The sequence below is a fragment of the Streptomyces sp. NPDC102258 genome (assembly GCF_055584685.1).
Window position 1 is genome coordinate 1 of record NZ_JBVJLO010000005.1, and the last position, 26187, is coordinate 26187.

General features: G+C 74.2%; 26 protein-coding genes. 14 read left to right on the forward strand and 12 right to left on the reverse strand.

Annotation, left to right across the window (positions count from 1 at the left end):
• Positions 1-459: 459 nt before the first annotated feature.
• Positions 460-1725 (reverse strand): ricin-type beta-trefoil lectin domain protein, encoded by a 1266-nt coding sequence (locus tag ACZ6ZT_RS10050; RefSeq protein WP_469717334.1) that lies wholly within the window; start codon positions 1723-1725, stop codon positions 460-462.
• Positions 1726-2179: 454 nt separating this feature from the next.
• On the opposite strand from ACZ6ZT_RS10050, the gene ACZ6ZT_RS10055 reads away from it, so the two are divergent.
• Positions 2180-2605, forward strand: a complete 426-nt coding sequence (locus tag ACZ6ZT_RS10055; RefSeq protein ID WP_469717335.1) for a VOC family protein — start codon at positions 2180-2182, stop codon at positions 2603-2605.
• Between the two features lie 67 nt (positions 2606-2672).
• Here ACZ6ZT_RS10055 and ACZ6ZT_RS10060 read toward each other — a convergent pair whose 3' ends face one another.
• Complete coding sequence (locus ACZ6ZT_RS10060) at positions 2673-3725, reverse strand: SDR family NAD(P)-dependent oxidoreductase (protein ID WP_469717337.1); 1053 nt, start codon at positions 3723-3725, stop codon at positions 2673-2675.
• Positions 3722-4903 (reverse strand): UDP-N-acetylglucosamine--N-acetylmuramyl-(pentapeptide) pyrophosphoryl-undecaprenol N-acetylglucosamine transferase, encoded by a 1182-nt coding sequence (locus ACZ6ZT_RS10065; RefSeq protein ID WP_469717338.1) that lies wholly within the window; start codon positions 4901-4903, stop codon positions 3722-3724. The genes ACZ6ZT_RS10060 and ACZ6ZT_RS10065 overlap by 4 nt, the downstream gene beginning before the upstream one ends.
• Positions 4904-4974: 71 nt before the next feature.
• On the opposite strand from ACZ6ZT_RS10065, the gene ACZ6ZT_RS10070 reads away from it, so the two are divergent.
• A complete protein-coding gene (locus ACZ6ZT_RS10070) occupies positions 4975-5676 on the forward strand; it encodes a response regulator transcription factor (RefSeq protein WP_469717340.1) in 702 nt (233 codons plus the stop codon).
• Entirely contained in the window at positions 5673-7058 is a 1386-nt protein-coding gene (locus ACZ6ZT_RS10075; RefSeq protein ID WP_469717342.1) for a sensor histidine kinase, read from the forward strand. Before ACZ6ZT_RS10070 ends, ACZ6ZT_RS10075 begins: the two co-directional genes overlap by 4 nt.
• 27 nt (positions 7059-7085) lie before the next feature.
• Here the strand turns inward: ACZ6ZT_RS10075 and ACZ6ZT_RS10080 are convergent, their stop codons facing one another.
• Positions 7086-7982, reverse strand: a complete 897-nt coding sequence (locus ACZ6ZT_RS10080; protein WP_469717344.1) for an MBL fold metallo-hydrolase — start codon at positions 7980-7982, stop codon at positions 7086-7088.
• 146 nt (positions 7983-8128) lie between these two features.
• The gene (locus ACZ6ZT_RS10085) at positions 8129-8665 is read right to left on the reverse strand and encodes a MarR family winged helix-turn-helix transcriptional regulator (RefSeq protein WP_469717346.1); all 537 of its coding nucleotides are present in this window, start codon (positions 8663-8665) and stop codon (positions 8129-8131) included.
• Positions 8666-8853: 188 nt separating this feature from the next.
• Here ACZ6ZT_RS10085 and ACZ6ZT_RS10090 point away from each other — a divergent pair, with 188 nt between their 5' ends.
• Positions 8854-9918, forward strand: coding sequence for an alkene reductase (locus ACZ6ZT_RS10090; RefSeq protein ID WP_469717349.1), 1065 nt, complete (start codon positions 8854-8856; stop codon positions 9916-9918).
• A gap of 189 nt (positions 9919-10107) precedes the next feature.
• Here ACZ6ZT_RS10090 and ACZ6ZT_RS10095 read toward each other — a convergent pair whose 3' ends face one another.
• Together ACZ6ZT_RS10095 and ACZ6ZT_RS10100 are read right to left on the reverse strand one after the other, a co-directional pair.
• The gene (locus ACZ6ZT_RS10095) at positions 10108-10887 is read right to left on the reverse strand and encodes an alpha/beta fold hydrolase (RefSeq protein ID WP_469717351.1); all 780 of its coding nucleotides are present in this window, start codon (positions 10885-10887) and stop codon (positions 10108-10110) included.
• 52 nt (positions 10888-10939) lie between these two features.
• Positions 10940-12400: an MFS transporter gene (locus ACZ6ZT_RS10100; protein ID WP_469717353.1), complete on the reverse strand. Its 1461-nt coding sequence runs from the start codon at positions 12398-12400 to the stop codon at positions 10940-10942.
• 152 nt (positions 12401-12552) lie between these two features.
• On the opposite strand from ACZ6ZT_RS10100, the gene ACZ6ZT_RS10105 reads away from it, so the two are divergent.
• Positions 12553-13170, forward strand: coding sequence for a TetR/AcrR family transcriptional regulator (locus tag ACZ6ZT_RS10105; protein WP_469717356.1), 618 nt, complete (start codon positions 12553-12555; stop codon positions 13168-13170).
• A gap of 165 nt (positions 13171-13335) precedes the next feature.
• Complete coding sequence (gene fabV / locus ACZ6ZT_RS10110) at positions 13336-14550, forward strand: enoyl-[acyl-carrier-protein] reductase FabV (RefSeq protein ID WP_469717358.1); 1215 nt, start codon at positions 13336-13338, stop codon at positions 14548-14550.
• A gap of 20 nt (positions 14551-14570) precedes the next feature.
• Here fabV and ACZ6ZT_RS10115 read toward each other — a convergent pair whose 3' ends face one another.
• The 4 genes from ACZ6ZT_RS10115 to ACZ6ZT_RS10130 all read right to left on the reverse strand — a co-directional run bounded on the left by ACZ6ZT_RS10115 (position 14571) and on the right by ACZ6ZT_RS10130 (position 18483).
• Positions 14571-14960, reverse strand: a complete 390-nt coding sequence (locus ACZ6ZT_RS10115; RefSeq protein ID WP_469717360.1) for an STAS domain-containing protein — start codon at positions 14958-14960, stop codon at positions 14571-14573.
• Positions 14957-16030, reverse strand: a complete 1074-nt coding sequence (locus ACZ6ZT_RS10120; protein ID WP_469717362.1) for a cobalamin B12-binding domain-containing protein — start codon at positions 16028-16030, stop codon at positions 14957-14959. Before ACZ6ZT_RS10120 ends, ACZ6ZT_RS10115 begins: the two co-directional genes overlap by 4 nt.
• Positions 16027-17715, reverse strand: coding sequence for a PP2C family protein-serine/threonine phosphatase (locus tag ACZ6ZT_RS10125; RefSeq protein ID WP_469717364.1), 1689 nt, complete (start codon positions 17713-17715; stop codon positions 16027-16029). Before ACZ6ZT_RS10125 ends, ACZ6ZT_RS10120 begins: the two co-directional genes overlap by 4 nt.
• Before the next feature lie 261 nt (positions 17716-17976).
• The gene (locus ACZ6ZT_RS10130) at positions 17977-18483 is read right to left on the reverse strand and encodes a MarR family winged helix-turn-helix transcriptional regulator (protein ID WP_469717366.1); all 507 of its coding nucleotides are present in this window, start codon (positions 18481-18483) and stop codon (positions 17977-17979) included.
• 101 nt (positions 18484-18584) lie between these two features.
• Here ACZ6ZT_RS10130 and ACZ6ZT_RS10135 point away from each other — a divergent pair, with 101 nt between their 5' ends.
• The 8 genes from ACZ6ZT_RS10135 to ACZ6ZT_RS10170 all read left to right on the forward strand — a co-directional run bounded on the left by ACZ6ZT_RS10135 (position 18585) and on the right by ACZ6ZT_RS10170 (position 25150).
• Positions 18585-19772, forward strand: a complete 1188-nt coding sequence (locus tag ACZ6ZT_RS10135) for a PP2C family protein-serine/threonine phosphatase (RefSeq protein WP_469717368.1) — start codon at positions 18585-18587, stop codon at positions 19770-19772.
• A 113-nt stretch (positions 19773-19885) separates the two neighbouring features.
• The gene (locus tag ACZ6ZT_RS10140; RefSeq protein WP_469717372.1) at positions 19886-20386 is read left to right on the forward strand and encodes a MarR family winged helix-turn-helix transcriptional regulator; all 501 of its coding nucleotides are present in this window, start codon (positions 19886-19888) and stop codon (positions 20384-20386) included.
• A gap of 183 nt (positions 20387-20569) precedes the next feature.
• A complete protein-coding gene (locus tag ACZ6ZT_RS10145) occupies positions 20570-21802 on the forward strand; it encodes a PP2C family protein-serine/threonine phosphatase (protein ID WP_469717375.1) in 1233 nt (410 codons plus the stop codon).
• A 122-nt stretch (positions 21803-21924) separates the two neighbouring features.
• Complete coding sequence (locus ACZ6ZT_RS10150) at positions 21925-23502, forward strand: sensor histidine kinase (RefSeq protein ID WP_469718235.1); 1578 nt, start codon at positions 21925-21927, stop codon at positions 23500-23502.
• Positions 23499-23957 carry a response regulator gene (locus ACZ6ZT_RS10155; RefSeq protein ID WP_469717376.1) on the forward strand — a complete coding sequence of 153 codons (459 nt, stop codon included), beginning with the start codon at positions 23499-23501 and terminating at the stop codon, positions 23955-23957. The genes ACZ6ZT_RS10150 and ACZ6ZT_RS10155 overlap by 4 nt, the downstream gene beginning before the upstream one ends.
• 33 nt (positions 23958-23990) lie before the next feature.
• On the forward strand, positions 23991-24353 hold the full coding sequence (locus tag ACZ6ZT_RS10160) for an STAS domain-containing protein (RefSeq protein ID WP_469717378.1): 363 nt from the start codon (positions 23991-23993) through the stop codon (positions 24351-24353).
• Positions 24354-24477: 124 nt separating this feature from the next.
• A complete protein-coding gene (locus ACZ6ZT_RS10165) occupies positions 24478-24912 on the forward strand; it encodes an ATP-binding protein (RefSeq protein ID WP_469717380.1) in 435 nt (144 codons plus the stop codon).
• Between the two features lie 64 nt (positions 24913-24976).
• Positions 24977-25150: a CsbD family protein gene (locus ACZ6ZT_RS10170; protein ID WP_469717383.1), complete on the forward strand. Its 174-nt coding sequence runs from the start codon at positions 24977-24979 to the stop codon at positions 25148-25150.
• 117 nt (positions 25151-25267) lie between these two features.
• On the opposite strand, the gene ACZ6ZT_RS10175 is transcribed toward ACZ6ZT_RS10170, so the two are convergent.
• Positions 25268-26179 (reverse strand): YihY/virulence factor BrkB family protein, encoded by a 912-nt coding sequence (locus ACZ6ZT_RS10175; RefSeq protein ID WP_469717385.1) that lies wholly within the window; start codon positions 26177-26179, stop codon positions 25268-25270.
• Between the last annotated feature and the right edge of the window lie 8 nt (positions 26180-26187).

Here is a 26187-nt window from a genome sequence, read left to right on the forward strand (position 1 = left end):
CGTGGGACACGGAGGCAGACCTTCCGTAGGGAACAGGGGCGGTCGCGGCACGCCGGAGACGTGCGTGAGCCACTCACGCGAGGGAGAGGGGTTCGTGGGCGGCGGGTGAAGCACCCGGGCCGCCCGGCGACTCATCCAGTACTACAGACCGCCTCCCAGGCTGGCAACGAGCCCCGGTACTAGCCCGCCTCGGAGACGGGGTGCAAGGACCCGGACGGCGGGAGGGGGTCCTTCGGCCCGGGTGGGCGGAACGATCCGGGGGCAGACGGGACGTCGGCTCTACGATCCCGGGTCGTATGTGACGTGGGTCCTGTGGGGCGCCTCACCCACCGGGGACCCCGATCTCACCCTGCGTGGCCGTTCGTCTCCCCTGCGGCCGTACGCCTTCACCGCCGGAACCCGAGGGACCGGCCCCTCCTCCTCGCGGAGGGAGAAGGGGCCGGGCCGTGCGCCGCACCGTCAGCCCGCCGGGGCCGTCCACTTCTGCTGGGCGGCTCCGGTGCAGGTCCAGAGCTGGAGCCTGGTGCCGTTGGCGGAGTTGCCGCCCGCCACGTCGAGGCACTTGTCCGCCTGCGGGTTCACGATGTCGCGGGCTCCGGAGACCGCCCAGCGCTGGGCGCCGGTCCCGTTGCAGTCGTAGAGCTGGACCGGGGACCCGTCGGCGGTGGCGCCGTTCGCGACGTCGAGGCACTTGCCGAGGGCCCGTACCGTCCCGTCGGAGCCGAGTGTCCACTGCTGGGCGCCGGTGCCGTTGCAGTCGTAGAGCTGGACGGGCGTGCCGTTGGCCGGGTTCGCCCCGGCGACGTCGACGCATTTGCCGGCGAGCCCGCTGATCTGGCCGGTACGGCCGCCGGAACCGCCGTCGTACGAGGTGACGCGGACGTGGTCGACGATCAGCTGCTGGGGGAAGGACGTGCTGCCGTCGGGGTCGCCCGGCCAGTAGCCGCCGACCGCGAGGTTCAGGATCAGGAAGAACGGCTTGTTGAAGGCCCAGGTGCGTCCGCCCAGGTCGGCCGGGGTGCGCCGCTGATAGACCACGCCGTCCACGGACCAGGTGACCGAGTCGGGGGCCCAGTCGACGGCGAAGGTGTGGAAGGCGTCGGCGAAGGCCTGGCCGCCGGGGAGGGAGTACGCCGCCCCGATGCCGCCGGAGCCGGAGTAGCCCGGTCCGTGGAGGGTGCCGTGCACGGTGGACGGTTCGAAGCCGACGTTCTCCATCACGTCGATCTCGCCGGAGTTCGGCCAGCCGACCTGGCCGATGTCGTTGCCGAGCATCCAGAAGGCGGGCCACATGCCCTGCCCCCGAGGCACCTTGACCCTCGCCTCGACGTGTCCGTACGTCTGCGTGAAGCGGCCCGCGGTGTTGAGGCGGGCCGAGGTGTACTCGCAGCGGCCGTACCAGCAGGCGTAGTTGGCGGGATTCTCGCGGCGGGCGGTGATGACCAGGTGACCCTGACCGTCGAGGGCGGCGTTGCGGTTGCCCGCCGTGTAGTACTGCCGCTCGTGGTTGTTGACGTTGTCACCCGTCTCGGTCTGCCACTTGCCGGGGTCCACGGCGGCCCCGGCCGGTCCGTCGAAGTCGTCGGAGAAGCTCACGGCCGCCGCGGCGCGCGGGGCGGGGGCCGACTGGGGGGCTCCGGTGGCCGGGGCGGCCAGACCGCTCCAGCAGACGAGGGCGAGCGCACCCAGGAGCGCGCGCCGGTGCCAGGTGGGGTGCACGGGCATCACTTCGATTCATGTGGGGGGAGAGAGACACAGGCAGAGACATGGGCATGACAAAGCACGACACCGCAGCGCGTGGCATCCAGAGGATGAACACGGCAACGACTTGCCCGAGCCCCTTAGTTCACTACTTGATTGAAGGCGCACGAGACGAAGCGCGTCAAGACGTGCGGGACGTACCGGTGGTTCGGATTCCGGTGCGTGCGCGGGCGCGGCCGGGGCAAGAGCGGGTCATGACATGGAGTCAGAAAGTCCGGCTACGTGAACTCAGCGCGCGGGTGGGGACCGCCCTGCCCCCCTTCCAGCAGTCGGTACTGGCGGCGGTGCTCGACGGACCGCGGCCGTGCCGCCCCGGCCAGGCGCACGTACCGCGCCGCCGGCCGGGAGCGGGTCCGCGCCGCCGCGCCGGTCGGTAGCCGTCCCCGTGTCCGGCCGCCCGGCGCGGCACAGTGGGGGCATGGACACGAGCGGCAGCACCCTCCTGGCCCGGGCGCGCGTGGCGACCCGGCTCCCCGCGCAGGACCTGGAACGGGCCCGGCGCTTCTATGCCGAGCGGCTCGGCCTGGAGCCCGTCGACGAGCGCCCCGGCGGGCTGCTGTACCGGTGCGGGGGCACGGACTTCGTCGTGTTCCGCTCGACGGGTGCGTCTGCGGGCACCTTCACCCAGATGGGCTTCGAGGTGGGCGACCTGGACGGCGTCGTCGCGGAGCTCAAGCGGCGTGGGGTGGTGTTCGAGGAGGTCGACGCGCCCGGGTTCCGGACCCGGGACGGGATCGCGGAGATCGAGGGGAACTATCCGAGCAAGGGCGCCCGGGGCGAGCGGGGCGCCTGGTTCCGTGACAGCGAGGGGAACCTCCTCGGCGTCGGGGAGCCGGTCGCCTGAGCGCACGTGCGCCCCGGGCGGCGGGCCCCCGGCGGCCCGCCGCTCAGACCCGGTAGCGGCCCGCGCCTCAGACCTGGTAGCGGTCCGGGGCGAACTGGGAGAGGTGGTCGGCGACCCAGCGCGAGGTGTGGCGCAGGCCCTCGGCCAGGGAGATCCGCGGGCTCCAGCCCGCCCATTCACGGGCCCGGGAGTTGTCGGACAGGAGGCGGTGCACCTCACTGCCCGACGGGCGCAGCCGGGACGGGTCCTCGACCACCACCGCGTCCCTGCCGGAAGCCGCGATCAGCTCCCGCGCCAGGTCGCCGATCGAGATCTCCCGGCCCGTGCCCAGGTTGACGACCTCGCCGAGCGCGCGGTCGCACTCGGCGACCGCGAGGAAGCCCTCCGCCGTGTCCGTGACGTACGTGAAGTCCCGCGTCGGCGTCAGGGATCCCAGCCGTATCTCGCGGGCGCCGGAGTGCAGCTGCGCCAGGATCGCCGGTATCACGGCGCGGGCCGACTGGCGGGGTCCGTAGGTGTTGAACGGACGCACCACCGTCACCGGCAGCTCGAAGGCGTGGTGGAAGGAGAGCGCCAGCATGTCGGCGCCGATCTTCGAGGCGGAGTACGGGGACTGCGGCTGGAGCGGGTGGCTCTCGGAGATCGGGGCGGTCAGGGCGGTCCCGTAGACCTCGCTGGTGGAGGTGTGCACGAGGCGGCGGACCCCGTGGCGGCGACAGGCCTCGGCGATGTGCTGCGTGCCGGTCACGTTGGTCTGGACGTAGGCGCCGGGCGAGGTGTAGCTGTACGGGATGCCGATCAGCGCGGCCAGGTGGAAGACGGTGTCGCAGCCGGCGACGGCGTCGTCCACGCGGCCCGGGTCGCGGACGTCGCCGGCCCACATCTCCACCGGGCCGTCCGGCGCGGCCAGGTGGCCGGCCAGGTGGCCCTTCTCGGCGTACGGCTTGTAGTGCACGAGGGCCCGGACCCGCGCGCCCCGGGCGGCGAGGAGGTCCACCAGCGTCGAGCCGATGAAGCCCTCCGCGCCGGTGACGAGGACGGTACGGCCCGCCCAGCTGTCCGGCGCCGATACGAGGGAGTCAGCGGCGGCGGTGGCGGTCGGGTGCGCGGTGTTGTTCACAGGTGCTCCAGGTTCGGGAGGGGGCTGGTGGTGGGCAGGCCGGCGACGTCCAGGACGAGCGCGGCGAGGAGTTCGGCGGCCCGCGCGTGCGGGCCGGGGTCGGCGGCGCCGGCCATGGACGCCAGCCGGGCCGGGTCGGCCAGCAGCGGGCCGATCCGGTCGGCCAGGGCCTCGGCTCCGGTCTCCCCGTCGGGCAGCAGCAGGCCGGCGCCGGCGTCGGACAGCACCCGGGCGTTGTGGGTCTGGTGGTCCCCGGGGGCGTGCGGATACGGGACGAGCACGGCCGGGACCCCGGTCGCGGCGAGTTCGGCCACCGTGGCGGAGCCGGCCCGGCACACGACCAGGTCGGCGGCGGCGTACACGAGGTCCATCCGGTCCAGGTAGGGCACGGCGCGGGCGATGCGCTGCCCGCCCTGTTCCGCGAGGCCGGCCGCCGTGGCCGGGAGCGCGGCCGGGCCCGTCTTGATCAGCAGGTGGACGTCCCGGCGGTCCTGCCACCGCGCCGCCAGGGCGACGGCCGCCCCGGTCAGGCGGAGCGCGCCGAGGCTGCCACCGTTGAAGACGACGAGCCGGCGCCCCTCCGGTACCCCCAGGGCCCGGCGGGCTTCGGCGCGCAGTGCGGTGCGCTCGGCGGGGGTGCGGGTGGCGAGCTCCGCCAGGGCGGCCGATATGGGCATGCCGGTGGTCAGGGCCCGGTCGCCGCCCGCGAGGTGGGGGCGGCTGCGGTCGAAGGCGACGGCGACGTGCGGGGTGAGCCGGGCCGCGAACCGGTTGGCGCGGCCCGGGACCGCGTTGGACTCGTGGATCACCGCGGGCAGCCCGGCCATCCGGGCACCGAGCACGGCGGGCGCGCTCGGGTAGCCGCCCATGCCCACGACGACCTGCGCGCCCTGGGCCCGGATCACGGACCTGGCCTGCCCGGCCGAGCGCAGCAGCGCCGCCGGGAGCAGATAGCGCCTGGCTCCCAGGGCCGGGTCGAAGGGGATCATGTCGACGGTGTGGAGGGGGTATCCGGCGGCCGGGATCAGCTCGGTCTCCAGGCCCCGTTCGGTGCCGACGAAGGAGATCACGGCTCCGGGCACGGCCGTGCGCAGGGCTTCGGCGAGCGCCAGACCCGGATAGATGTGGCCGCCGGTGCCGCCCGCGCCGATGACTACGGAGAGGTGTGAGGTGGTCATGGTGGCACCCTGCCGGTGTGCCTTAAGAGGGTTCTAAGAGTTACGGCGCAGGGCTTTGGCAGGCTTTGTCCATGAGCTCCGCGAGCAGGTACCGGATTCTGGTGGTCGACGACGAACCCGAGGTGCGGGCCGCCGTACAGGACGGGCTGTCCGTCGAGGGGTACGAGGTACGGGGGGCGGCCGACGGGCTGGCGGCGCTGTCCGAGGTGGCGGCGTGGGAGCCGGACGCCGTGGTCCTGGACGTGATGATGCCGGTGCTGGACGGCCTGGGGGTGTGCCGCCGGCTGCGCGCGGTGGGCGACCGTACGCCGGTGCTCGTGCTGACGGCGCTGGACTCCGTCAGCGAGCGGGTGGACGGTCTGGAGGCCGGGGCCGACGACTACCTCGTGAAGCCCTTCGCCCTGGACGAGCTCGTGGCCCGGGTGCGGGCTCTGCTGCGGCGCGCCGCCCCCGACCCGGCGGATGCCGGGCCGGTCTGCCTCGGGTACGCCGATCTCGTCCTGGACCCGGTCACCCGGACCGGCCGGCGCGGCGTCCGTACGCTCGAATTCAGCCGGACCGAGGCGGCCCTGCTGGAGCTGCTGCTGCGCCACCCCGGGCAGGTCCTGGCCCGGGAGCTGATCCTGGAGCGGGTCTGGGGGCGGGACTTCGGCCCGGACTCCAATTCCCTGGCCGTCTACGTCGGCTACCTGCGGCGGAAGCTGGAGGCCGGCGGGGAGCCCCGGCTCGTGCACACCGTCCACGGGGTGGGCTACCGGCTGGACGTCCGGTGACCCCGGGTGCGGAGCGGCCCCTGCCGCCCTGGCGGCGGCGCCGGCAGCTGCGGACCCGGCTGGCGATCGCCGTCACCGCCGCCGTGGCCTTCGTCGCGGTCGGCGTCTGCGGCGCGGCCTTCCTCCAGGGCCGGTCCGCGCTGTACGGGCAGCTGGACCTGAGCCTGACCGAGGCCGCCCGGCGGGCCGCCGACGAGTACGGGGACTCCCCGCCCGGGATGGCCTCCTGGTCGTGCCAGTACCTGGCGGCGCCCGCCTGCGTCCAGATCGTGCCCGCCGATCCGGGCGCGGACCCGAAGGGCGGCGAGCACGCGTACCGGATGCCGGTGGCTCCGCAGACCCGGCTGGTCGCCGAGCGGAAGATGGCCCCGTACTACACGGACATCGTCGTCGAGGGCCATCCCGCGCGGATGCTCACCACGAACTTCCTGAAGGGCCGCGCCCTCCAGGTGGCCCTGCGCTCCGACAAGGTGGAACTGGGCATCGACCGGGCCGCCCGCTGGCTCGCGGTGACCGCCGCCGCCGGGGTGCTGCTGGCGGCGGTGCTCGGGTACTGGGTGTCGCGGACCGGCCTGGCGCCCGTCACCCGGCTCACCGCGACCGCCGAGCGGATCGCCGCCACCCGGGACGCGCGCCACCGCATCGACCTGCCCCCGCCGGGGCGCGAGGACGAGATCACCCGGCTGGCCCGGAGCTTCAACACCATGCTGGCGGAACTGGAGCAGTCGGTCACCGCCCAGCGGCGGCTGGTGGCCGACGCCTCGCACGAACTGCGGACCCCGCTCACCGCCCTGCGCACCAACGCCGAACTGCTGGCGCGGGGCGAGCGGCTGACGCCGGAGCAGCGCGAGCGGGCGTCGCTGGCGCTGGGCCGGCAGCTGCGGGAGGTGACGGGCCTGGTCAACGACCTGATCGAGCTGGCCAGGGACGAGGAGCCGCAGGCGCTGGTGGAACCGGTACAGCTCGGGGCGCTGGTCGACCACTGCGCGGAGGCGGCCCGCGCCCACTGGCCCAGCACGGAGTTCCGGGTCAGGACGACCCCGGTGACGGTCGACGGGGTGCCCGCGCGGCTGAGCCGGCTCGTCGGCAACCTGCTGGACAACGCCGCGAAGTTCAGCCCGCCGGGCCGGCCGGTGGAGGTGGACCTGACCGTGGGGCCGGGCGGCGCGCCGGAGCTGACCGTCCGGGACCACGGCCCGGGGATCGCCGAGGGGGACCTCCCGTACGTCTTCGACCGCTTCTACCGGGCCGGGAGCGCCCGCGCCCTGCCCGGGTCCGGGCTGGGGCTGGCGATGGCCCGGCAGATCGCGCGGGCGCACGGGGCCGAGCTGACGGCGCGGGCGGCTCCGGGCGGCGGGGCGCTGCTGCGGCTGACGTTCTGACGTCCTCGCCTCCCCGACTCGGCCGGGTCAGGCGGAGTGTTCGGCGCACAGGCAGCCGACGCCCTTCTCGATCCACTCCTGTCCGCTCCACTGCGGGTGCCGTTCGATCAGCAGCGCCCTGACCTCGGCGATGATCTCGCTCTCCTCCCCCGCGGAGTCCCGTCGCCGCCAGGTCTCGTCGCGCAGCTCGCGCAGGTAGTCGCGGACGTCGGCGAGCACCCGGGGGCCGCCGACCTCGCCGTGGCCGGGAACCACCACCCGGTGGCCGTCGGCCGCCAGCCGCTCCATCACCGCCAGCCAGCCGGTGCCGGAGACGTCGGTGTCGTACGGCGGGAACCAGGGGAAGATCGCGAACTGGCCGGTCTCGGCCAGGTCGCCGGTGAAGAGCACGCCCGCGTCGGGTACTTCGATCACCTGGTCCCCCCTGGTGTGCCCCCGGCCGGTGGGGCGCAGTCGTACCGTGCGGCCGCCGAGGTCCAGGTCGTACGCGTCGTCGTAGACGACATCGGGGGTGGGTACCCGGACGGCGGCGTCGAGGCGGTCGGCGACCGACGCGCCGAGGCCGCGGAACATCTCCAGGTAGCCCGGACCCTTCCGCGCCAGGTCGTCCGCCTGGGCGCGGTTGGCGATGTACGTGGCCCGGCCGTCGAAGGCGTGCGCCCCGAAGGCGTGCTCGGGATGGAAGTGCGTCGTGGTCAGGTACAGCCGGCGCCCGCCGGCCACATCGGAGGCCAGGGCGAGGACCTCCTCGGCGTTGGCGGTGCCCATGCCCGTGTCGACGACGAGGACGGCCCGGGTGCCGCCGATGACGCCGATGTTGGGGACGAGCGGGATCCCGCGGTCCGGGATCACCAGCAGGTCGCGGGCGATCTCACGGGCGCCGGCGACGTGCACGGCGGGGTCGGCGAGCGAAGTTTCGGTCATGCGCCGATTCCACCGCCCGGTGCTCCGGCTGTCCAAGACCGATACCGAACCGCCCGATACCGTACGGGTATCGTCCCAGCGCCCGGACCCGCTGATCCCCCCGTTCGTCCGCGCCGCGACGGCCGTCTACCGCCGCTGGACCCCGCTCACGCGCACGGGCTCTTGGGGTCGGCGGCGCACGCGTCCCCGCCGCCGCGGGTGAGCTCCGTCCACAGCGTGGCTTCGACCCTGCCCAGCAGGCGGGCGAGTTCGGCGCGTTCGCCGGCGTCCAGGCCGTCCAGGGTCTGGCGTTCCAGCTCGCCCCAGGCCTTGCGGACCTCGACCAGGAGCCCGCAGCTGGTCTCCGTCGCCTCCACCAGCGAGGCCCGCCGGTCGGCCGGGTCGGGGCGGCGGCGGACGTGGCCCGCGTGTTCCAGGCGCTGGAGCATCTTCGTGACCGTGGAGGGGTCGAGGCCGACGGCCTTGATCAGCTCGGACTGGCGCACCGCGCCGCTGTCCCAGAGGTGCATCATCACGAACTCCTGCCCGGGGTGCAGCCCGAGGTCGCGCAGCACGCGGCCCGCCGCGATCCGGTGGAGCCGGGAGACCCGGCTGATCGCATGGCTCACCGGTCCGTCCAGTACGGCGCCGGGCGCCGCGCACGCCGGGGTGGTGCGCGGCTCCTGGACGGGTTCCGCTGTCATCGGGGCGCGCCTCCTGGGCAGGTGGGTCCGGCGGATCGGGCCGGTGGGCGCGGCCGGTGGGCGGGCCGCCCGGCCGCTGTCAGGGGAATTCTACCCGCCGCCCCGCATTTAGTTTGGTCGGCCAAGTAATGCGGTACGCTGACATCGCAGCCAATCATTGGTCGGCCAACTAACTCTGCGAGGCGAAGATGACCAGCGCTTTCGAACCGGTCCGCATTCCCGGCACCACCCTGTCCAACCGGATCGCCCTGGCGCCGATGACCCGCAGCCGGGCGGGCGCGGGCGGCGTGGCGACCCCCCTCATGGCCGAGTACTACACCCAGCGCGCCTCGGCCGGACTGGTGATCACCGAAGGGATCCAGCCCTCCGCCGTCGGCCAGGGCTACCCCTTCACCCCCGGCCTGCACACCGCCGAGCAGGTCGCGTCCTGGCGCGCGGTCACCGACTCCGTCCACGCCAGCGGGGGCCGGATCTTCGCCCAGCTGATGCACTCCGGCCGGATCGGCCACCCCTCGCTGCTGCCCGACGCTCTCGTGCCCGTGGCCCCGTCCGCGGTGGCGCCGAGCGGGCAGCTGTTCACCGCCGACGGCATGAAGGACTACGTGACCCCGCGCGAGCTGACCGGGGCCGAGGTCCGGCAGACCATCGCGGACTACGCGCAGGCCGCGCGCAACGCGGTCGAGGCCGGCTTCGACGGGGTGGAGCTGCACGGGGCCAACGGCTACCTGATCCACCAGTTCCTGGCCCCGGGCTCGAACCTGCGCACCGACGAGTGGGGCGGCCCGGTGGAGAACCGGATCCGCTTCGCGGTGGAGGTGGTCAAGGCGGTGGCCGCCGCGGTCGGCGCCGAGCGGACCGCCCTGCGCGTCTCCCCCGGGAACCCGTACAACGACATCTCCGAGCCCGACCCCCAGCCCGCGTACGAGGCGCTGGTCAAGGAGATCGACGGGCTCGGCCTGGCCTACCTGCACGTCATGGAGGTGAGCCCCGAGAGCCGGGAGTCCACCCTCGCGCTGCGCAAGCTGTTCTCCGGGCCGCTGGTGCTGAACCCCGCGACGCAGGGCCCCACCGACCACCGCGCCCTGCCCCTGATCGAGGACGGCATCGCCGACGTCCTCGCCTTCGGCGCCCTCTTCCTGGCCAACCCGGACCTGCCCGGGCGCCTGCGCAGCGCGGGCCCGTACAACACCCCGGACCCGGCCACCTTCTTCGGCGGCGACGCCCGCGGCTACACGGACTACCCGGCCCGCTGACCGCGACCAGTCGCGCGGGCGCGGGGGCGGGAGCGCGGCTTACGCTGGAACAGGGCGGCCGGCCCGATGAGCGGCCGCCGGCCGTCACCCGTGGGCACCTGCCCCCTCCCCCTCCGAGCGGGTGCCCACCCCGCCCGTACGCGCCGGGCCCGTGGGCCGGCCCCCCGGGCCCGGCGCCTCGTACGCGGGTCAGCCCGCGCGGTCGACGCGTACGAGCCACTCGGCGAGGAGGGCGCGCAGGAGCGCGGGCCGCTCGTGGGGCAGGGCGTGGCCCGTCTCGTCGGCCACGGTGAGCGAGGCGCGCGGATGGCGGCGGGCCAGGTCGATGGCGGCGGCGTACCCGACGGTGGAGTCCAGCCGCCCCGCCACCACCGCGGTCGGGCCGGGGTAGGCCGGTGCGGCCTCGGGGGTGAGGGCCCACCGGGCCCCGATCCGTTCGAGCGCCGCCTGGTCGACGAGGGCGGCGGCCGGGGCGACGTAGCGCTCGTACCGGTCGAGCATCTCCGGGGTCTGGATGACGAAGTAGCTCCGGAAGACCTCGTCCCCCAGCCCGCCGGACCCGGCGACGACACGGTGCACCGGGACCTCGCGGACCTCCGGCGTCAAGGGGCAGACGAGCGCCAGGCCGGCGACGCGGGCCGGGCGCCGCGCGGCCATCGCCGCCGCGTAGTACGCGCCCGCCGAGTGCCCGATGAGCAGGTACGCGGACCCGCCCGTGACCTCGTCGGCGAAGCCGAGCAGCGTGTCGAGGACGTCGTCGGCGGAGCGCAGCGTCGCGGGGGCGGGCGTGCGGCCCATGCCGGGGAGGTCGGGATAGATCCGCCGCAGTCCGGCGGCCCCGTCGAGGGCCCGCTCGAAGCACGCTTCGGCCTCGCGGTGGTCGACGCCGGCGCCGTGGAGGACCAGCACGGGCCGGCCTCTGCCGTGCTCCACGTGGTGGACGCGCACCTGGCCCACGCGGGTCTCCATTCCCGCATGCTAACCACCGGGCGCCGGCCGCGTCCCCCGGGCGGGCCGGCCGTCAGGTGCCCGCGGACGCGCGGGCGGTCTCGGCCGCCGGGCCCGCCGGATCCCTCGGCGTACGCGGCTGCGTGCGCGGGGCCGGGATCAGGGCGGCCACGGCGGCGGAGACCAGTGCGAGGGCGCCGCCCAGCAGCAGGCCGGTACGGAAGCCGCTCTCCGAGGTGAGGGTGAGGCCGCCGGCCGTGGTGGTCATGTGGGCCAGGACCACGCCGACCACGGCGGCGCCGACGGAGGTGCCCAGGGAGCGCATGAGCGTGTTGAAGCCGTTGGCGGCGCCGGTCTCCGCGACGGGCACCGCTCCCATGATCAGGGCCGGCATGGCCCCGTAGGCGAGGGCGACACCGCTGTTGACGACCATGGCGGCGACCATGAGGCCCGGGGCGGTGCCGGACAGCAGCAGGGCGGCGGCGTAGCCCGCGGCCAGTACGAGGGCGCCGCAGACCAGGGTGACCTTCGGGCCGCGGGCGTTGGTGAGCCGGCCGCCGAGCGGGGACACGGCCATCATCATCAGGCCGCCGGGCAGCATCCACAGACCGGCCGCCAGCATGGACTGGCCGAGTCCGAAGCCGGTGGCCTTCGGGTACTGGAGGAGCTGCGGGACGACCAGCATGCTCGCGTACATGCCGAAGCCGATGAAGACGGAGGCGAGGTTCGTCAGCAGGACGCGCGGGCGGACGGTGGTGCGCAGGTCCACGAGCGGGTGCGTGGTGCGCCACTCGAACCACCCCCAGGCGCCCAGGACGACGACAGCGCCGGCGAACAGGCCGAGGGTGGTGACCGAGCCCCAGCCCCAGTCGGCGCCCTTGGACACGGCCAGCAGCAGGCACACGAGGCCCACGGCCAGGCCCACCGCGCCGGCGAAGTCGAAGCGCTGGCCCCGCGCTCCGGCGGGGACGTCGGGTACGAAGGCCAGGATCATGGCGGCGACGGCCGTCGCGAGCCCGGCGGCCCCCCAGAAGAGGAAGCGCCAGTCGGCGTACTGGGCGACCGCGGCGGAGAGCGGGAGGCCGATGCCGCCGCCGATGCCCATGGAGGCGCTGACCAGCGCGATGGAGGAGCTGAGCTTCTCGGCGGGCACGAGGTCGCGGAGCAGGGCTATCCCGAGCGGGATCATGCCCATGCCGATGCCCTGGAGGCCGCGGCCGACGATCATCGGGACGACGCTGCCCGACAGGGCGCACACCACCGATCCGAGGATCAGCGGCACCGCGCACGCCAGGAGCATGCGGCGCTTGCCGAGCATGTCGCCGAGGCGCCCGCTGATGGGGACGCAGACGCCCGCGACCAGGAGCGTGGCGGTGACGACCCAGGCGGAGTCGGAGGAGGAGGTGTGCAGGAGCTTCGGCAGGTCGGCCAGGAGCGGGGTGACCAGGGTCTGCATGACGGCGGCGGTGACGCCCGCGAGGGCGAGCGTGGCGATCACTTTGCCGGTCTGCGGAGCCGTGGGCGGCTGGGGCATGGAGGTCCCTCGGGGCGTGGGTCGGCCGCCCCGCCGGCCGGGCGCGGTGGGGCGTGAGGACGTCAGAGCTATTCAGTAGTCAACTATCACTTCAGGGCTCGCGGGGTGTCAACTCGAACTGAGGGCCGGCCCTCGGTTGTTAGGCTTGGCGGGTGCCCACCGAAACCCCCAGACCCCTGCGCGCCGACGCGCTGCGCAACGTGGAGAAGATCGTGCGGGCGGCCCGCGACGTCTACGCCGAGCAGGGCCCCGAGGCACCGCTCGACGAGATCGCCCGGCGGGCCGGGGTGGGCATCGCGACGCTCTTCCGCCGCTTCCCCGACAAGGGGGCCCTGCTGCGGGCGGTGCTGGACCAGCAGTTCACCGGGCAGGTCCGCCCCGTCATCGACCGGGCCCTCGGCGACGAGGACCCGCGCCGCGGGCTGACCGCGGTGATCGAGGCGGCTCTGACGGCGGCGGCGCAGGAGCACCACGTCCTCACGGCGGCGCGCAACGCCGGGATCTTCACCGCGGAAACCAGCGCGCGCTTCTTCGACGCGCTCGACCCGCTGGTGACGCGGGGCCAGCGGGCCGGCGTCATCCGGGGGGACCTCGTGCCCGAGGACCTGAAGCGGGTCATGGGCATGCTCGTGAGCGTGCTCTGGACGATGGACCCGGCCGACGGCGGCTGGCGGCGCTACGTGAGCCTCGTCCTGGACGGCCTCTCCCCCGCCGCGGCCACTCCCCTGCCGAATCCCGCTCCCCCGCTGCTGACCCGTACCCGCCCCTGAGCCCGGAGCGGGTGCGGGACCAGAGGGGAACCCTCCAAGTCCGGCCGGGCATCGTTGTGCCGGTCAAGATCACCGCGCCGGCCGGCCGGGACACAGACTGGCGGGACGGGGCGGCCGCGACGGCCGCCGCGTCCTCGTCCGTGACGACACCCGGGACCGCACACCATGAGCGAACGCGTCATCGCACCCAAGAGCCGGGGCTTCCTGTTCCTCGACTCCCACCCCGACGGCTGCCTGCGGCTGGTGGAGGACATGTGGCGGGCCGTCCCCGCCCCCGCGGCCGCCCCCGCCGCGGGTGAGGGGCCGGTGGCGCTGGTCATCGGCTCCTCCGCCGGGTACGGCCTGGCCGCCACGGTCGCGGGCATGGCCCGGGCCGGAATCCGGGGCATCGGCGTCTGCTTGGAGAAGGCGCCCGGGCGCCGCACCGGCACGGCCGGCTGGTACCGCACCGCCGCCACCGCCCGGCTCGCCCGGGAGCACGGGCGGGACATGGTCTTCCTCAACGGTGACGCGTTCGGCGACGCGATGAAGGAGCAGGTCGCCGGCCTGCTCGCCGAGCGGTTCGGGGGACGGCTCGACTTCCTGGTCTACTCGGTCGCCGCGCCCCGCCGCACCGACCCGGACACCGGCGCGGTGTACGCCTCGGCCCTCAAGCCGGTCGGCTCGCCGCACACCACCAAGACCCTGGTCTTCGACGAGCACGGCGCCCCGGAGGTCAAGGAGGTCACCGCCGCGCCGGCCGAGGGCGACGACATCGAGCAGACCGTGGCGGTGATGGGCGGCGCCGACTGGGAGCGGTGGATCACCTTCCTGGCCGACCGGGCCCTGCTCGCGCCCGGGTTCACCACCGCCGCCCTGTCCTACATCGGCTCGCCCCTCACCGCGGCGATCTACCGGCAGGGCACCATCGGCGCCGCGAAGGCCCATCTCGAAGCGACCGCGCGGACGCTGGACGAGCGGCTCCGCGCGTCGGTGGGCGGCCGGGCCGTCACGTCGGTCAACGCCGCCGCCGTCACCCAGTCTTCCACCGCCATCCCGGGCATCGCCCTGTACACCGGGCTGCTGCGCGGCGTACTCGGGGCGGCCATGGTGGATCCGGCCGGCCAGCTGACGCGGCTGTGGGACCAGCTGACCGGCGTCCTGCCGCTCGACCTCGACGACGAGGGCCGGGTCCGCCTCGACACCTGGGAGCTCGACCCCGCCGTACAGGCGGCCGTCGCCGCGCGCTGGAGCGCCGCCACCAGCGACACCATCGCGGAACTCGCCGACCTCGACTGGTTCCGCGACGAGGTCCGCCGCCTCTACGGCTTCTCCGTCCCCGGGGTCGACTACGCCGCCCCGGTCGAGACCGGCGTCTCCTGGCCCGTCCCGGCCGGCTGAGCCGCGTACCGCAGGGTGTGTCAGGGGCGTTCGCGGCCGCGGCGGTCGTCGCGGGCCTCCCCGGCGGGGAGGCCGGTCAGGTGCTCCAGGGTGCCGGTCAGGGTGAGGATTCGCCCCAGCGAGGGCCGTCTGCCGTCGAGGTGGAGACGGATCCCGGCCGCGTTCGTCCGTCGTCGGACCAGCAGCAGCGCCGACAGGCCCATGGAGTCGCACACGAGCAGGCGCGAACAGTCGAGGCGCAGGTGCCCCACGTCCGGCCGCGCGCCGAGTTCGCGGTCCACCAGGTCCACCAGCAGGTGGCACGTCTCGTCGTCGAGGTCGCCGTCCAGGGCGATGACGACGCTCCGGTCACCGGCCTCCGGTACGCACACCGTGAGGACCAGGGGCGGGAGCGGTGGGCTGGTGGTCATCGGTGTGCCTTCGGGACGGGACGGTCGTTCAGCTCCCCGGCGCCATGGCGGATCAGCCGGGTGGCCCGGGGGAAGTCCCCCAGTTCGGCGCCGAGCAGGTCCAGGGCGGGGAGCAGCACGCCCGCGGGGACGTGACGGGCGGTGAGGATGTCGGCGGTCCAGCCCAGGAAGTCCGCGAAGAGGTCCTCGTCGTCGACGTAGAGCGCCGCACCGAGGAACTCGACGATGTGGGCGATGTCCTGCGCCGTCTGCTGGAGTTGCCGGTCGGAGTAGTCGCGCAGGGCGGGCAGCGCGCCGGCGAGGCCGGTCATGACGGCCCTGACCAGTTGCGGGGCGGAGCGGGTGACCAGGGTGTACTCCTGGTCGCGCAGGTGGGGCAGGTCGTCGGCGCGTTCGTGGCCCGGGCGGGGGCGCGGCAGGGGGCCCGCGGCCAGGCGGTCGGCGGCGGCGCGGGCGTCGGGCGCCCAGGCGTCGGCGCCGAGCATCCGGGCGTAGCGCCCGTCGCCGCCGAAGGCGGAGCCCCCGGCGAGTACGGTGACGCCCGCCGCCTGGCAGGCGGAGATGGTGGCGTGGGCCACCGGGAGCCGGGTGGCCAGGGAGCCGGAGAGGCAGAGGGCTGCGGGTCCGGTGCGGTGGAGGTGCTCGACGAGCCGCGGGGGCGAGACGAGGGTGCCGAGGTGGTCGACCTGCCAGCCGCGCAGGCGCAGGACCTCGCAGAGCAGTCTGGCCGGCAGGCCGTGCCACTCCCCGTCCACGCAGGCGACGGTGATGTGCCCGCCGCCCCGGGCCGGGGGCGGTGGCGGGGTCCGCGCGGTGAGGGCGGAGACGGCCCGGTCGTTCATGGCGGTGGCCGCGTGTTCCTGGGCCACGGTGATCCGGTCGGCGGCCCATTCCGCGCCGACCCGGCGCTGTACGGCGCCGATGACGTCGAGCAGGGCGCTCTCGGTGCCCGCGCCGTCGGCGGCGGCGAGGACGACGGCGCGGGCGGCGGCCTCGTCCTGGGCGAGGACCGCTTCCCAGAGGCGTTCCGCCCAGGGGTGCGGCGCCGCCGCGGAGGCGGTGGCGCTCATGCCGTGTACCTTCCGGGGCCGTGTCCGCCGACCGCGCTGAGGTGGTTGGTCCGCGGCGCGGTGATGGTGACGATGGCCATGTCGTCGTGGCGGCCGGCGCCGATCCACTGGGAGACCAGCATCTGCACGCGCTCCACGATCGCCTCCGCGGGCATCCCCGCGCACGCGGAGAGGACCTGCTGCATCCGGGTCTCGCCGAACAGTTCGCCTCCCAGTGGCCCGCCCCTGGCTTCGGTGAAGCCGTCGGTGAACAGCACGCAGCTCTCACCGGGGGCGAGTTCCGCGTGTGCGGTCACGGCCTCGATCTCCGGCAGGGCCCCGACGAGCGTCCCCCGGGTCGCCACCTCCTCCACCCTGCCGTCGGCGCGTACGAGCAGCGGCGCCGGGTGGCCGGCGCTGGTCAGCCGGAGCCTGACCCTGCCGTCGTGGCGGGCGGCCGAGGCGAGGACGAGGGTGGCGAAGCGGGCGTGGTGCGAGTTGAGGAGCGCCCCGTTGAGGAGGCGGAGCATGCGCCGGTGGTCGGAGGCCATGGGCAGGAGGGCCTGGAGGGTGTTGCGGATCTTGCCCGTGAGTACGGCGGCGTCCAGTCCCTTGCCGCAGACGTCCCCGAGGACGACGAGGGTCTCACCGCTGCCGGCCTCCTCCGGGTCCGGGGAGGGGACGGCGGGCGGGTGGACGTCGTAGAAGTCGCCGCCGATGCGGTGACCGTCGCCGGACGGCCGGTAGCCCCCGGCGAATTCGATCCCGTCGATGTGGCGCAGGGCGGGGGGCAGCAGGTCCCGCATGAGGGTCTCGGTGATGGAGGTCTGTTCGGCGTAGAGGCGCGCGGCGGACATCGCGGCTCCCGCCCGTGCGGCGAAGAGCCGCGCGAAGACCTCTTCGTTGTCGTCGAAGGCGGCCTTGCCGTCCTGGCGGAGCAGGACGAGGGCTCCGGCGGCCACTCCGGGGCCGGGCAGCGGGGTGACCACCATCGATCCGACGGTGCCGAACCCCTCGGGCACCACCCAGGGCGGCGCCAGCGCCGGGTCCACCCAGCGGGAGGGCACCGGCGGGAAGCCCTGGAGCGCTTCGGCCAGGCCGGGGAGCGCGGAGGGGTCGATGGTCAGGCGGCCGGCGCGGGGCTCCCCGCCCCGGCCGCAGAAGACGACGGCGTGGGTGCGGCCCGAGGCCCGGCCGACCACGAGGGCGCCGTCGGCGAGGTGTTCCGCCGCGAGCTGCGCGGTGACGGCCATGCAGCGGTCGACGTTGAGGGAGGACAGCAGCGCGTTGGAGGCCAGGCCGAGGAATTCCGTCCTGCGGCGCTCCACGGCCAACGCCTCGGCGGTGGTGCGGCGTTCGGTGTCGTCGATGAACCACCAGGCGACGTCGCCGTGTTCCAGGCGGGTCGGGTGGGCCGCGAAGCTGCGGTCGCCGACGGGCCCGTCGGCGGGTGCCAGGGACTGGCCGGCGGCCGGGAGCCGGCCGCCGCTCTTGAGGAGCCGGTGGGCGGTGGTGATCCAGCGGGGCACCGCGGCGCTCAGGTCGGCGCCGATGCGGGCCCTCGGGAAGAGCACGGCGGCGGCCTGGTTCACCAGGGACAGCGCCCCCTCGGGATCGACCACGAGGACGGGGCAGGGGGCGGTGGCGTACGTCAGTCCTGTGACGGTTCGGCTCGTCTGGGCGGAAGGCCCCGGGAAACTGGCCATAGACAAGGACTCGCAGCGCGGGCCCCTCACCTCTTCACTTTGGACGGCAGAATAGTTTCCCCTCGGCAACTATCTACCATCCGGCGGTGCGGGCGCAATCCCGCCCCGGACGGCCGGGCGCACCCTCACCCGTCATCGTGACGCCCCGAACAGACGTACGTCCGTACAGTTGACGGCTCGTCACCACGCTTGCCGGCCACCCCTGTGCCGGTCGGGCCGTCGTGGTCGGGCGGGCGGCGGGCGGCCGTATGCCACTGCCGTTCAGGCCGTGGCCGTGCGCGGCGCCGGCGCCTCCGGGGACGGCAGCCTCAGCGGGCGCGCGACGGCCGCGCGGAAGTCGGCCAGGCCCAGGGCCAGGGCGGCCCGGGAGGCCGCCGGCATGGCGGCCATCGCCTCCGTCAGCGCCTCCTCCCGGCGGACCCGCAGCTCGCCGAGGTACGTCCGGCCCGCGTGCGTGAGCTCCAGCCGGATCTCGCGGCGGTCCTCCGGCCCGGGCTGGCGCTCCAGGAACCCGACGGCCTGGAGCCGGTCGCACAGCCTGGTCACCGAGGGCGGAGCCGCTCCCAGCAGCTTGCCGAGCGCGCGCAGGTTCATCTCCCCGTTCCCGTCGATCAGGAAGAGGACCCGCGCCTGCGCCGAGGAGACGGGAGGGGCGCAGACCGTGTCACGGCCCCGCTCCCACACCACCTCCAGCAGCTCGATCAGGCCGCTCATCTCCGCCACCGCCGACGTGACGGGCCGGGAGGAGTCGACCGGCCTCTGACTCATGTGACACTCCCTACCGGATGTACGAGTCGCCCTTGCCCGACGGACCGGCGGCTTCGTGGTCCTCCATAGTGGCAGTTCCCAGAGAGGCAGGACCCAGGCCGGTGGCACGACCCGAGGGAGTGGAGCGCATTCTGCGGAATGCGGCCCCTCACGAGCTGTTCGACAAGGTGCGCGACGTCCTGCTCCAGCGGTACCGCGCGGACCGCGTCGAACTGTTGATGGCGGACTACGCCATGACCCGACTCCAGCCCGTCATCGCACTTCCGTTCACCGCCGATCCGGTGTCGGTGCACAGCAGCCCGCAGGGCCGGGCCTTCGGCGCCCAGGAGCCGTACGTGCTCGAAACCGGCGCCACGGTCACCGCCCACCTGCCGGTGACCGTGCGCGGCGACCGCATCGGGGTGCTCAGCGCGCACTTCCCGGCGGACGCGTACGATCCCGGTCTGCTCGGGGAGCTCCAGGACGTCGCGGACGCCCTGGGCCACGAGATCCTCGTCGCGGAACGGGACACCGACCTGTTCCTCCAGGCGAGGCGGGCGACCCGGCTCACCCTGGCGGCGGAGATGCAGTGGCAGCTGCTCCCGGGGCGCTCCTGCTCCCGGCCCGAGTACGACCTCGGCGGCCAGCTGGAGCCCGCCTACGCCATCTACGGGGACAGCTTCGACTGGTCGGCCTCCGCCGAACATCTGACGCTGACCGTCAACAACGGCATGGGGCAGGGCATCGACGCCTCCCTGCTGACCAACCTCGCCGTCAGCGCCCTGCGCAACGCCCGGCGGGCCGGTCTCGGCCTGGTCGACCAGGCCTCCCTGGCGGACCAGGCCGTGTACGGCCAGTACCGGGGGCGCCAGCACCTGGCCATGCTCCTGCTCCGCTTCTGCCTGGACACCGGCGACGTCGAGATCATCGACGCCGGGTCGCCCCGGATCTGGCGGCTCCGGCAGGGCTCCGTGGAACCGATCGACCTGGAACCGCAGCTGCCGCTCGGCATGTTCGAGGACACCGTCTACACCTGCCAGCGCTTCCGGGTCCAGCCCGGTGACCGGTTGTTCTTCCTGAGCGACGGGGTCTACGACGTGGCCTCGCCCGGCGGGGAGCCGTACAGCCTGCACGCGCTGACCCGGGCCATCCTCACCACGCAGCTGCTGCCGCCCTCCCAGGTCCCGCGGGCGATCCTGGAGGAGCTCTCCGGGCACCGGGGCCGGATCCAGGCCGCCGACGACGCCATGGTCGTCTGCCTCGACTGGCACGGCCGGGACGGCGGGGAGCCCGGCGCGGAGCGGGAGTGACGGCGGGGCCCGGGGGCCCCGGGGGGCGTACCGGAGGAGGGGGCGCGGTGGATCCGGGGACGTTCGCGTCCGGAAGGCGACATCCCGCGTCCGCCGATGGCACAGTGGGCACCATGCCCCGATCAGGCGGTCGTTCCGGCCCGTACGAGGAGACGTCCGCGGCGATGAGCGCCGCGGCCGAGCTCCTTGAGGTGTTGCGCGCCCGGGGCCAGGACACCCCGGCGCCCGCCGTCTCGCCCTCGCAGATGCGGGCGCTGCTGGTCGTGGAGAACGCCGCGGGGATCAACCTGCGCACGCTCGGCTCCGTGCTCGGCTCGCGGCCGCCGTCGGTGACGCGGCTCTGCGACCGGCTGGAAGCCATGGGACTGCTGACGCGGTCCACGAGCCCCACCAGCCGGCGGGAGATCGAGCTGCGCCTGACCTCACGGGGCGCCGCGCTGCTGGACGAGCAGCGGGGCATCCGGTCGCGCGAGATGTCCGCGGTCCTCGGCCGGATGGAGCCGGCGGCGGTGGAAGCCCTGGTGGTGGGCCTGGCCGCCTTCCGGGAGGCGGTCGGCGGCCACTTCGCGGGCCCCGTACCGCGGGCCGGGCGGAGCCTCTCCGACAGCGCCTGAGGACGGCGTCGGGCGAACGCGTACGGTGGAGTGCCGTGGGTGGTGCGGGGGGCTGGCGTGGGGCAGGGTAATTGACTTGATAAAATATTGCCTAACGACAAATGATCGACCTAAGCTGAGCTCGACGCAACCTGGCGTCCGTCGGACGTCCGCGCTCCGTGGCGAGAAGGGAAACACAACGCCATGGAGAGCACTCTCGACCTGGGGTCCCAGCATTCCGCCGAGGACGACCCCGCCCTCGCGCTCTGGAGCGGCCGGCCGCCCTACGTCCTCCTCATAGAAGACGACGAGGGCGACGCCCTGCTGGTCGAGGCCCTGGTGGAGGACAGCGGAGTCGACGTCCGGCTCGGCCGGGCCCGCACGCTCGCCGACGCCCTGCGCCTGCTCGCCGCCGAGCCGCCCCAGTGCGTCCTGCTCGATCTGCACCTGCCCGACGCCGAGGGGATAGACGGCCTCAACAAGGTGCTGGCCGTGTCCGCCGAGGCCGCCGTGGTCGTCCTGACCGGTCTCTCCGAGGAACAGGCCGGGCTGACGGCCGTCGCGGCGGGGGCCCAGGACTACCTGGTCAAGGGCCGTCTGGAGGCCGACGTCTTCATGCGGGCCATCCGCTACGCGATCCAGCGCAAGCGGACCGAACTGGCCGCCGTCGCCCTGCACGCCGGAAAGCTGCACGCCGAGGAGAACGCCCGCCTCGAACGCGGCCTGCTGCCGACGCCCCTCCTGCTCGACGACGCGGTCACCGTCTGCGCCCGCTACCAGCCCGGTCGCGCCCAGACGCTGCTCGGCGGCGACTTCTACGACGTCGTGCAGACCCCCGACGGGGCCACGCACGCCGTGGTGGGCGACGTCTCGGGACACGGGCCCGGCGAGGCCGCGCTCGGGGTGTGCCTGCGCGTGGCCTGGCGGGCCTTCGTCATGGCCGGTGCCCGCGGCGCGGACCTGCTCAGGCTGCTGGAGGAGATCCTGCTGGCGGAGCGGGCCGGGCCGGAGATCTTCGCCACCCTCATCTCCGTCACCCGCCCGCCGGGCGCCGCCGGCGTCCACGTACAGCGCGCCGGCCACCCGGGGCTGCTGCTCCGCTCCGCGGCCGGTGTGGAGCTGCACGAGGTCCCCGGCGGGCCCGCCCTGGGCATCATGCCCGGCTGGGGCCCGGGCTGGCCCGTCACGGAGGTCCCGATGGGGCCCGCCGACGCCGTGATGCTCTTCACCGACGGCCTCATCGAGGGGCGGGTCGGGCCGGACCACGCCCGCCTCGACGAGACGGGCCTGCTGGACATCGCCCGCCGGCACACCGGCCTGCCCGCCGACTCCTTCGTCGACACCCTGATCCGGGAGGCGCAGAACCTCGCCGCGGACTGGGGTGGCCTGGCCGACGACGTCGCCGTACTCCACCTGGAATGGAACACCTCCGCGTGAGCATCGCCGAACGAACCCCGCCGTCCCCCGCACCCGCCCCCGCCGCTCCGCGCGCCGGGGCGAGCCGTCCACGGCTGAGCCTGCGGGCGTGGCTCACGGGCGTGCTCGTGCTGCTGGCCGTCATGGTGCTCGGCACCGGCGCGGTCGGCGCCTCCCTGCTGTCGAACACCACGACGGCGGGCAACAGGCTCGTCGACGGGATCCTGCCGGCCCAGCGGGAGGCCCTCCGGCTGGAGACCGCCCTGCTGGACCAGGAGACCGGGGTCCGCGGCAACCTCCTCGCCGACGAACCGAGCCTCCTCGAACCGTACGAGCGGGGTGTGCGCAACGAGCGCGAGGCGGCCCGGAAGCTGACGGCGGTCCTCGGCGACGAGCCCGCCGCCCAGGACGACCTGCGGGCCGTGGAGGAAGCCGCGCGGACCTGGCGGGACGCGTTCGCGACCCCCGCCATCGCCGCGGTCCGCGCCGGCGGCACGCCGCCCTCGGTGCAGACGGGCCAGGAGCACTTCGCCGAGGTGCGCCGGCGGATCGCGGCCCAGCAGGCCCGCCTGGACCACATGCAGACCGACGCGCGCGCCACCTTCGGGGAGGCCCGAACGGAGCGCGACCACATCCTCCTCGCCCTCGCGATTGCCTTCCTGGTGACGAGCGGTCTCCTCGCCGTCCTCCTCCACGTGGGGGTCCTGCGGCCGCTCGCCCTGGTGCGGAGGGCGTCCCAGCGGGTCGCGGAGGGGGCGTTCGAGGAGGAGATCCCGCAGGCCGGTCCGGCCGACCTGCGGTCGCTGGCGGGAGCGGTGGAAGCCATGCGCCACCGCACCGTCGAGGAGCTGACCGCGTCCCTGGGCCACGCCACGGAGCTCAAGCGCACGGCCGCGGAGCTCGACGCCCAGGCGGCGGAGCTGCGCCGGTCGAACGCCGAGCTGGAGCAGTTCGCGTACGTGGCCTCGCACGACCTCCAGGAGCCGCTGCGCAAGGTCGCGTCGTTCTGCCAGCTGCTGGAGAAGCGGTACGGGGACCAGCTCGACGAGCGCGGCACCCAGTACATCGCCTTCGCCGTGGACGGCGCCAAGCGGATGCAGGTGCTGATCAACGACCTGCTCACCTTCTCCCGGGTCGGCCGGGTGCAGGACGCCCGCGAGACCCTCGCCCTGGACGACACGCTGGACCGGGCCCTGCGCAACCTGGCCGCCGCCGTCGAGGAGAGCGGGGCCGAGATCGTCCGGCCGGAGCGGCTCCCCGAGGCCGTGGGCGACCCGACGCTGCTCACCATGCTCTGGCAGAACCTGATCGGCAACGCGGTCAAGTTCCGCTCCCCCGAGCGCGCTCCGCGGGTCGAGGTCGCCCTGCTGGACGGCGACGACGCCGAGCCCGGCTTCCACACGTTCGCCGTCACCGACAACGGCATCGGCATCCCGGCCGAGTTCGCCGAGAAGGTGTTCGTCATCTTCCAGCGGCTGCACGCCCGGGAGACGTACGGCGGCACCGGGATCGGCCTGTCGCTCTGCAAGAAGATCGTCGAACACGCGGGCGGGAGCATCCGGATCGACACCGCCCACACGACGGGCACCCGGATCGTCTTCACCGTGCCCGTCCCCGTCCCGCCCACCACGGACACCGGTGGCGCCGTGGACACCGACAGCCAGGACTCCGCCCCCACCCCGGCCGCAGCCGCCGCGGCCACCGAAGGAAGCAGCCGATGAACCTCCCCACCGACCGTCCCGCGGCGACTCCCGCGGAAGTCCTCCTCGTCGAGGACGACGCGGGCGACGAGCTGATGACCCGCGAGGCCTTCGAGGACAACAAGATCGGGAACCGGCTGCACGTCGTGCGGGACGGCCTGGAGGCGCTGGACTTCCTCTACCGCCGCGGGGAGCACACCGGCGCTCCGCGTCCCGACCTGATCCTCCTCGACCTGAACCTGCCCAAGTACGACGGCAGGCAGGTGCTCGAACAGATCAAGACGGATCCGGAGCTGATGCACATCCCCGTGGTCGTGCTCACCACCTCGGCCGCCGAGGAGGACATCCTGCGCAGTTACAAGCTGCACGCCAACGCGTACGTGACGAAGCCGGTCGATCTGGACCAGTTCATCCGGGCGATCCAGCAGATCGACGACTTCTTCGTCACCGTGGTGAAACTGCCGCGGGCCGTCTGAGCGGTCCCGGATCAAGGAAGCGGAGTGGGAAACATGGACACGCACAGCACCGACGCGCCCAATTACGTGGAGGCGCGGTCCGACGGGAACGTACGCGTCGTCGTGATGGCGGGCGAGTTCGACATGGACAGCGTGGGCGAGCTGCGGACGGCGCTGGACCCGGAGGCCGCCGGCATAGCCCGGTTCGTCCTGGACGTCTCGGGCGTGACCTTCGTGGATTCGACCGCCCTCAGCCTGATGCTGCAGCCCGCCCTGGACCGGCCGGTGGTACTGGCGGGGAACGTGCCGGGCCGGCTGGCGCGGCTGCTCGAACTCACCGGCGCGGACCAGGTGTTCACCTTCGCGCCCACCGTGGACGAGGCCATCGTCGTGTCCGTTCCGCCGCGGCGGCGTTGAGCGGCCGCGTCACCGGGGGTGAGCGGTGGACGTTCACCCCCACGACCGGCTCCGTGATTGACGGCGCCGGGGCCGGGCAGACGAAGACGGTCCGGCCGTGACGAGATCCACGAGGAGGTGAACGATGCTGTACGACGAGAGCGCGGCGACGCGCCCGGTCCCGCTCAACGCCGCGCAGGCGCGGGATCGCGTGCGGGCGCTCCTGGAGTCGTCCGCCCTGGTGCGTACCGGCGCCGGCACCGGGCCTGAAAACGACGATGTTTCCTCCGAGGACGCCCTGACCGATGCGCTGCTCGTGACGTCGGAGCTGGTGACGAACGCCATCCGGCATGGTGGCGGGCTCCTCGACTTCAGTGCCTCCGTCTGCGCCGAAGGACTGCGGCTCGCGGTCACCGACGCCAGCAGCGCCACCCCCGTCCCCCTCCCCCGGCACGCCGGTCCGAGCCGTATCGGCGGGTTCGGCTGGCCGCTGGTCTGCCGGCTGGCGGACAGCGTCACGATCAGGCAGACGCCGCAGGGCGGCAAGCGCATCGAGGTCCTGGTCCCCTGCCGGGTTTGAGGTACGGGTTCGCGGCCATACGAGGAGTCGTACGTTGTTCCCCTCTCCTCAGGAGTGATCAGCCGTGTCGGAGAACGAGAAGGGCCGTGCCGAGGCCGAGCAGGCCAAGGGCAAGCTCAAGGAGACCGCCGGCCGCGCGGTCGGCAACGAGCGCCTGACCGCCGAGGGCCGCACCGAGAAGGCGAAGGGCGACGCCCGCCAGGCCAAGGAGAAGATGAAGGACATCTTCAAGCGCTGACCCGCGCCTCCCGACCAGGATCGCTGTGGTCCCGGACCCCCCTGGGGTCCGGGACCACAGTGCGTGCGGGGCACCGCGTGCGGCGGCCGGACTCGCGGCGGCTGGGCCCCGCCGAGGTCACGCCCCGCCGTCCCCGTCGGCCGGAGGGCCGGCGGAGCGGGCCGCGTTGAACTGGGCGCCCGTCAGGAGCGCGAGGTTGGTGAACCAGAGCCAGACGAGGAACACCACCGCCCCGGCCAGGGACCCGTACAGCCTGTTGTACGTGCCGAACTCGGTGTAGAGGGTGAAGAGGACGGAAGCCCCGAGCCACAGCAGGGCCGCCAGGACGCCGCCCGGCAGCCCCTGGCGCAGCCCGCGCGTGCCGGCGGGGCCCGTCCGGAAGAGGATCAGGATCAACGAGGCGACGACGACCAGGAGCACCGGCCAGCGCAGAGCGGCCATGGTGTTGCCGCCCCCGAACCCCAGGGCGGCCCCGGCGCGCCGGGCGAAGGGGCCGCCCACCACCAGCGTCGCCGTCCCGACCACCAGCAGCGCCAGCAGGCTGGCAGCGGTCAGCAGCAGGGTGTGGGCGGCGTGCAGGGACGTACGGGTGTCGGGGATGCGGTGCATGGCGTGCAGGGCGCGGCGGAAGACGGCGAGGTAACTGGAGGCCGACCACAGCGCGCTGACGACCCCGCTGAAGAGGAGCACCCACATCGAGGAGTGCTGCGCGGTCAGACCGGCCAGCGCCTCCCGCAGCACCTCGGCCGACTGGGGCGGCGCGTAGGAGGTGAGGTCGGTGATCAGGCGCTCGCGGGTGTCCGCGCCCGCGAGCCCGACGAGGGAGACCGAGACCAGGAGGGCGGGGACCAGCGCGAGCACCGCGTAGTAGGTCAGCGCGGCCGCCGAGTCGGCGACGTTGTCGTCCCAGACCCGGGTCGCGGTACGCCGCAGGGCCCGCAGCGTGCGCGCGGTGCGGGTACGGGTGGGGGCCGGGGTGTCGGCGGGTCTCTTCGGGCTTCCGGAGGTCCGGAGGATGTTGGCGGCCACGGGGCCCT